Origin of the sequence: Mesorhizobium sp. M7A.F.Ca.ET.027.03.2.1, from assembly GCF_003999175.1 — a bacterium.
Lineage (GTDB): Bacteria > Pseudomonadota > Alphaproteobacteria > Rhizobiales > Rhizobiaceae > Mesorhizobium.
This window is the reverse complement of record NZ_RZOM01000509.1, coordinates 1-4,224: the sequence shown is the minus strand read 5'-3', so window position 1 is coordinate 4,224 and position 4,224 is coordinate 1. Positions and strand designations below refer to the sequence as shown.

The 4,224-nt window shown below is 61.8% G+C and carries 7 protein-coding genes; 6 read left to right on the top strand and 1 reads right to left on the bottom strand.

Annotated elements, in window-relative coordinates:
* Positions 1 to 143: 143 nt before the first annotated feature.
* The gene (locus EN750_RS20950) at positions 144 to 284 is read right to left on the bottom strand and encodes an entericidin A/B family lipoprotein (RefSeq protein ID WP_023812312.1); all 141 of its coding nucleotides are present in this window, start codon (positions 282 to 284) and stop codon (positions 144 to 146) included.
* 64 nt (positions 285 to 348) lie between these two features.
* Between EN750_RS20950 and EN750_RS20945 the strand changes: the two genes are divergently transcribed.
* From EN750_RS20945 to EN750_RS20920, 6 genes are all read left to right on the top strand, one after another.
* On the top strand, positions 349 to 978 hold the full coding sequence (locus tag EN750_RS20945) for a DUF1638 domain-containing protein (RefSeq protein WP_127317923.1): 630 nt from the start codon (positions 349 to 351) through the stop codon (positions 976 to 978).
* Positions 979 to 1,092: 114 nt separating this feature from the next.
* The gene (locus tag EN750_RS20940) at positions 1,093 to 1,668 is read left to right on the top strand and encodes a DUF4893 domain-containing protein (RefSeq protein ID WP_127397521.1); all 576 of its coding nucleotides are present in this window, start codon (positions 1,093 to 1,095) and stop codon (positions 1,666 to 1,668) included.
* 93 nt (positions 1,669 to 1,761) lie between these two features.
* Entirely contained in the window at positions 1,762 to 2,541 is a 780-nt protein-coding gene (locus EN750_RS20935; protein WP_127397520.1) for a formyl transferase, read from the top strand.
* A 203-nt stretch (positions 2,542 to 2,744) separates the two neighbouring features.
* Positions 2,745 to 3,047 carry a virulence factor gene (locus EN750_RS20930; RefSeq protein WP_023812316.1) on the top strand — a complete coding sequence of 101 codons (303 nt, stop codon included), beginning with the start codon at positions 2,745 to 2,747 and terminating at the stop codon, positions 3,045 to 3,047.
* Positions 3,040 to 3,678 (top strand): methylenetetrahydrofolate reductase C-terminal domain-containing protein, encoded by a 639-nt coding sequence (locus EN750_RS20925; RefSeq protein ID WP_127397519.1) that lies wholly within the window; start codon positions 3,040 to 3,042, stop codon positions 3,676 to 3,678. The genes EN750_RS20930 and EN750_RS20925 overlap by 8 nt, the downstream gene beginning before the upstream one ends.
* On the top strand, positions 3,675 to 4,224 hold a 550-nt coding region (locus EN750_RS20920; protein WP_145967806.1), incomplete at its 3' end, for a methylenetetrahydrofolate reductase. The genes EN750_RS20925 and EN750_RS20920, both read left to right, overlap by 4 nt.

Sequence of the window (4,224 nt, the reverse complement as noted above, 5' to 3'; positions counted from 1 at the left end):
GGCGGTCGAGACCGCCAAGGACTTCATGAAGCGCAAGCACAATGTGCGCGCTTCGGCCTGATTGGTCATTTCGGCCGGACAACAGGAAGCCGCGCCTTGCAGCGCGGCTTTTTTGTTCCCAGATGAAGAAGGCCGGGTGCGGATCAGGGATTGTTGACGGTGTCCTCGACCGCATTGGCGGTTGATTTGACGTCCTTGCCGACGCCTCGGACGGTGTTCGCACAAGCCGTGAGGGCCAGGGCGCAGGTCAAGATGGCAATTGGCGTGATGCGTAGCAGTTTCATGGACGGTGTCTCCCTCAATAGATAAATTAGCGCTACAGCAACGAAGGCCGGCTCGACGGGTTCCATGGCCAAGACGCAAAAAACGAAACCGAATCAAGACGACAGGCTGCTCGTTATCGCCTGTGGGATGATTGCGCGCGAAATTCTGGCCGTCAAGGAACAGCTCGGACTGGATCACCTCGACCTGACCTGCCTGCCGGCAGAATTCCATTTCTATCCGGACCGCATCGCCCCGGCCATGGACAAGGCAATCGAAAAGGCCAAGGCCGAAGGCTACAGCAACATCTTCGTCGGCTATGCCGACTGCGGCACCGGCGGCCTGCTCGACCGCATCTGCGAGAAGCACGGCGTCGAGCGCATGGCGGGCCCGCACTGCTTTGCCTTCTATCAAGGCATGGAGGCCTATGCGAAAGTCGCCGACGACGACATGATGTCCTTCTACATGACCGACTTCCTCTGCCGGCAGTTCGACGCCTTCTTCATGAAACCGCTCGGCCTCGACAAGCACCCGGAGTTGATCAAGGACTATTTCGGCAACTACGAGAAGCTGATCTATCTGGCCCAGACCAATGATCCGGAACTCGACAAGGTCGCCGAAAAGGCAGCCAGAATGCTTGGTCTCGTCTATGAACGCCGCGCAACCGGCTATGGCGACCTGACGGCCGGAATGGCGCAGGCGGCTGCACACGCCTGAAGCAAATCCTGACCCCGCTATGCTCCAACCCTGGGTGACAGGCCGCCGAGAACGGGTAAGTTGTGCGCCACAAGGCAACAGGCCCTCCAGCCATTCGAACGTGGAAACGCACCGATGACCCCTCGCCGCTTGATAGCCGCACTCGGCCTCCTCTGTTTCGCCCTGCCCGCTCATGCCGATGGCGACGTACAAAAACTCATCACCCCGGCCGACAAGAAGCGGCTCGACAATTATGGCGAGACGCGCAAGGCGGCGCTTGCCGAGGCGAAAGCCGGAGACGCGGCCGAGGTCAAGCAACTCGACGCCTTGCTGGCAAAACCGCTGGTGGCCTTTTTCGACAAGGACCTGACCGGCAATTGGCGGTGCCGCACCATCAAGGCCGGCGGGTCTTTGCCGCTCGTCATCTATGGCTGGTTCAAGTGCAAGGTGACCGACGACGGTTCCGGCTGGCGGCTGGAAAAGATCAGCGGCTCGCAGCGCACCAAGGGCCGCTTCTTCGATGATGGCGAGAAACGCGCGATCTATCTCGGCTCCTTCTATGTCAACGATGATCCGGCAAAGCCCTATGGCAGCGGCCCGCAGACCGACCAGGTCGGCTACGCCTTCCGCAACAGCGCCAAGGAATGGCGCATCGAATTTCCGGCGCCCTACTACGAATCGAAGCTCGATATCATCGAATTCAAGCGCTGACTGTGTATCGAAGGCTGATCACCAAGGATTAACCCGGACGCCCTAGCATCCCGACCATTATCAAGAACGGGTTGCTTGGAGGGGGCAAGATCCATGGCAGCATCAGAATCCAGCACGCGGATCGTGGTCGTCACCGGAGGCGGCCAGCATGTCTGGGCTATCGTCAACGCGATCACCGACCGCGTCGGCCCTGTCAGCGTCATCCTCGAAACGCCTGAATCCAAAAAGCAATTGCTTCGCGGCCGGGCTCGCCGCCAGGGCTGGATCTCCGCCATCGGCCAACTTGGCACGATGGTGCTCAGCAGACTGGGCAAACGGCTTCTCGCCAGCCATGCCGCCCGGCTGATTGCCGAGGAAAAGCTCGAGGTCGAGCCGCGGCGGGATCAGGAAATCATCCATGTCGCCTCAGCCAACGGGCCGGAATGCCTCGAAGCGATCAAGAAGATCCAGCCTGGCGTTGTCCTGCTTAATGGCTGCAGGCTGTTGTCGAAGGACATGCTTGCCCGGATGCCTTGCCCGGTGCTCAACTATCACGCCGGCATCACGCCGAAATACCGCGGCATGAACGGTGGCTACTGGGCGTTGACGTCAGGCGACCCGCAGAATTTCGGCACCACCGTGCATCTGGTCGATGCCGGCGTCGATACGGGCGCCGTGCTGAAACAGGTGCGCGGTCAACCGAAACGCGGCGACACCATCTCCAGCTATGCGTTGCGCCAGGCCGCGTTCTCGCGCGACATCTGCGTCGAGGCGGTCAGCGATGTTCTGGCCGGAAAAATCACCACCGTCGACCCCGGCCTGTCATCACAGCAATGGTATCACCCGACGATCTGGTTCTACGTCTGGACTGGCCTGAGAACCGGCATCTGGTAACGCGTTCCTCGTCAGGATCCGCATGCCGTGCGCCGGCTTTTCCGACGCGTCATACCGGGCGCCGGCAGACGCCGGAAACGAATAATCACACCTTTCATTTTACGACATCCAAATGCGTCGCTTTTGAATGCGCGCGCGTCGTCCCATAACAAGCGGCCCCACTGCGCTTCCGGCAATGCTCGCAGAACGAGGAGTGAGAATTCATGGCCGATCTGATCGTCGTCTACTGGCGCGACATCCCAGCCCAAATCATCGTCAAGAAGGGCCGGCAGAACGCCAAGCGCGAGCTGCCGCTGCGCTTCACCGAAGCGATCGACATGTGCGCGATGCGCACTGGCGCCGGCGGCACCGACGATTATCTGGCCGAATGGCGCAAGGCCGATCCCGTCCCGGTCGGCGATGACCTCGAAGCCGAGGTCGAGAAGGCATTCAACGATATCGACACGAAATACGACCGCGAGCGGCTGGTCGCCCTGGTCAAGGCAGGCGGCAAAGAAAATGTCTGAAACCATTCCTGCCAAGGATGGCCAAAGGGTTGTCCAGCCGGTTACCCAGGCCACTCTGGTCAAAAAGGCAGCGCCGAAATCCGACTACAAGCCGGCCGACGTATCGCCGCAGCGGCGCGTGCAGCGTTCCTTTGCGGTCAGATTATGGTCTGTGCGGCACTCGCGATTACTCGAATGGTTCTACGCCAAATTCGCCGACATGTTCCTGCTCCTCCATCCCTTGTGGAAGGGCATAGGTTACGGCCGCGTCGAAGGGCCGATCAAATTCGTCGAGAAGCGCGTCAAGGGCTTCATGTTCGACTGCCGTATGTGCGGCCAGTGCATATTGTCCTCGACCGGCATGTCCTGCCCGATGAATTGCCCCAAGCAATTGCGCAACGGTCCTTGCGGCGGCGTCCGCGCCAACGGCAATTGCGAGGTCGAGCCCGATATGCCCTGCGTCTGGGTCAAGGCCTGGGAAGGCTCGCAGAACATGGTGCACAGCGACAGGATCCTGACCGTGCAGAAGCCGGTCGACCAGTCGCTGCGCGAAACCTCGGCCTGGCTGCGGGTGACCGCACAGGCGGCCACCGCACGAGAAGCGGCCGCTGCCGCCAAGAATGAGACGGCAAACACCGGGGCGTCGGCATGATCGGCCGCCAGCGCGACGAGAACCCGGCCGGCATCCACCTGCCGCTCGAACCCCTGCCCGGCCACACTTCGCGCGGCCGGCTGGAGCGCGTCCTGCGGCGCGGCGAGTTCGCCGTCACCACCGAGCTCAACCCGCCCGACAGCGCCGATCCGGAAGACGTCTATAACCGCGCCAAGATCTTCGACGGCTGGGTCGATGCCATCAACGCCGTCGACGCCTCGGGCGCCAATTGCCACATGTCGTCGGTCGGTATCTGCGCGCTTTTGACCCGCATGGGCTATGCGCCGATCATGCAGATCGCCTGCCGCGACAAGAACCGCATCGCCATCCAGGGCGACGTGCTGGGCGGGGCCGCGATGGGCGTCGCCAACATGCTGTGCCTGACCGGAGACGGTGTGCAGGCCGGCGACCAGCCCGGCGCCAAGCCGGTGTTCGACCTCGACTGCATGTCGCTATTGGAAACCTGCCGCATCATGCGCGACAATGGCAAGTTCCTGTCCGGCCGCAAGCTGACGACGCCGCCGCAGCTTTTCCTCGGTGCTGCGA

Bases quoted from the DNA above. Each gene is read 5' to 3' on its own strand.
- EN750_RS20940 (WP_127397521.1), top strand. From the start codon at position 1,093: ATGACCCCTCGCCGCTTGATAGCCGCACTCGGCCTCCTCTGTTTCGCC.
- EN750_RS20950 (WP_023812312.1), bottom strand. From the start codon at position 284: ATGAAACTGCTACGCATCACGCCAATTGCCATCTTGACCTGCGCCCTG.
- EN750_RS20935 (WP_127397520.1), top strand. From the start codon at position 1,762: ATGGCAGCATCAGAATCCAGCACGCGGATCGTGGTCGTCACCGGAGGC.
- EN750_RS20930 (WP_023812316.1), top strand. From the start codon at position 2,745: ATGGCCGATCTGATCGTCGTCTACTGGCGCGACATCCCAGCCCAAATC.
- EN750_RS20945 (WP_127317923.1), top strand. From the start codon at position 349: ATGGCCAAGACGCAAAAAACGAAACCGAATCAAGACGACAGGCTGCTC.
- EN750_RS20925 (WP_127397519.1), top strand. From the start codon at position 3,040: ATGTCTGAAACCATTCCTGCCAAGGATGGCCAAAGGGTTGTCCAGCCG.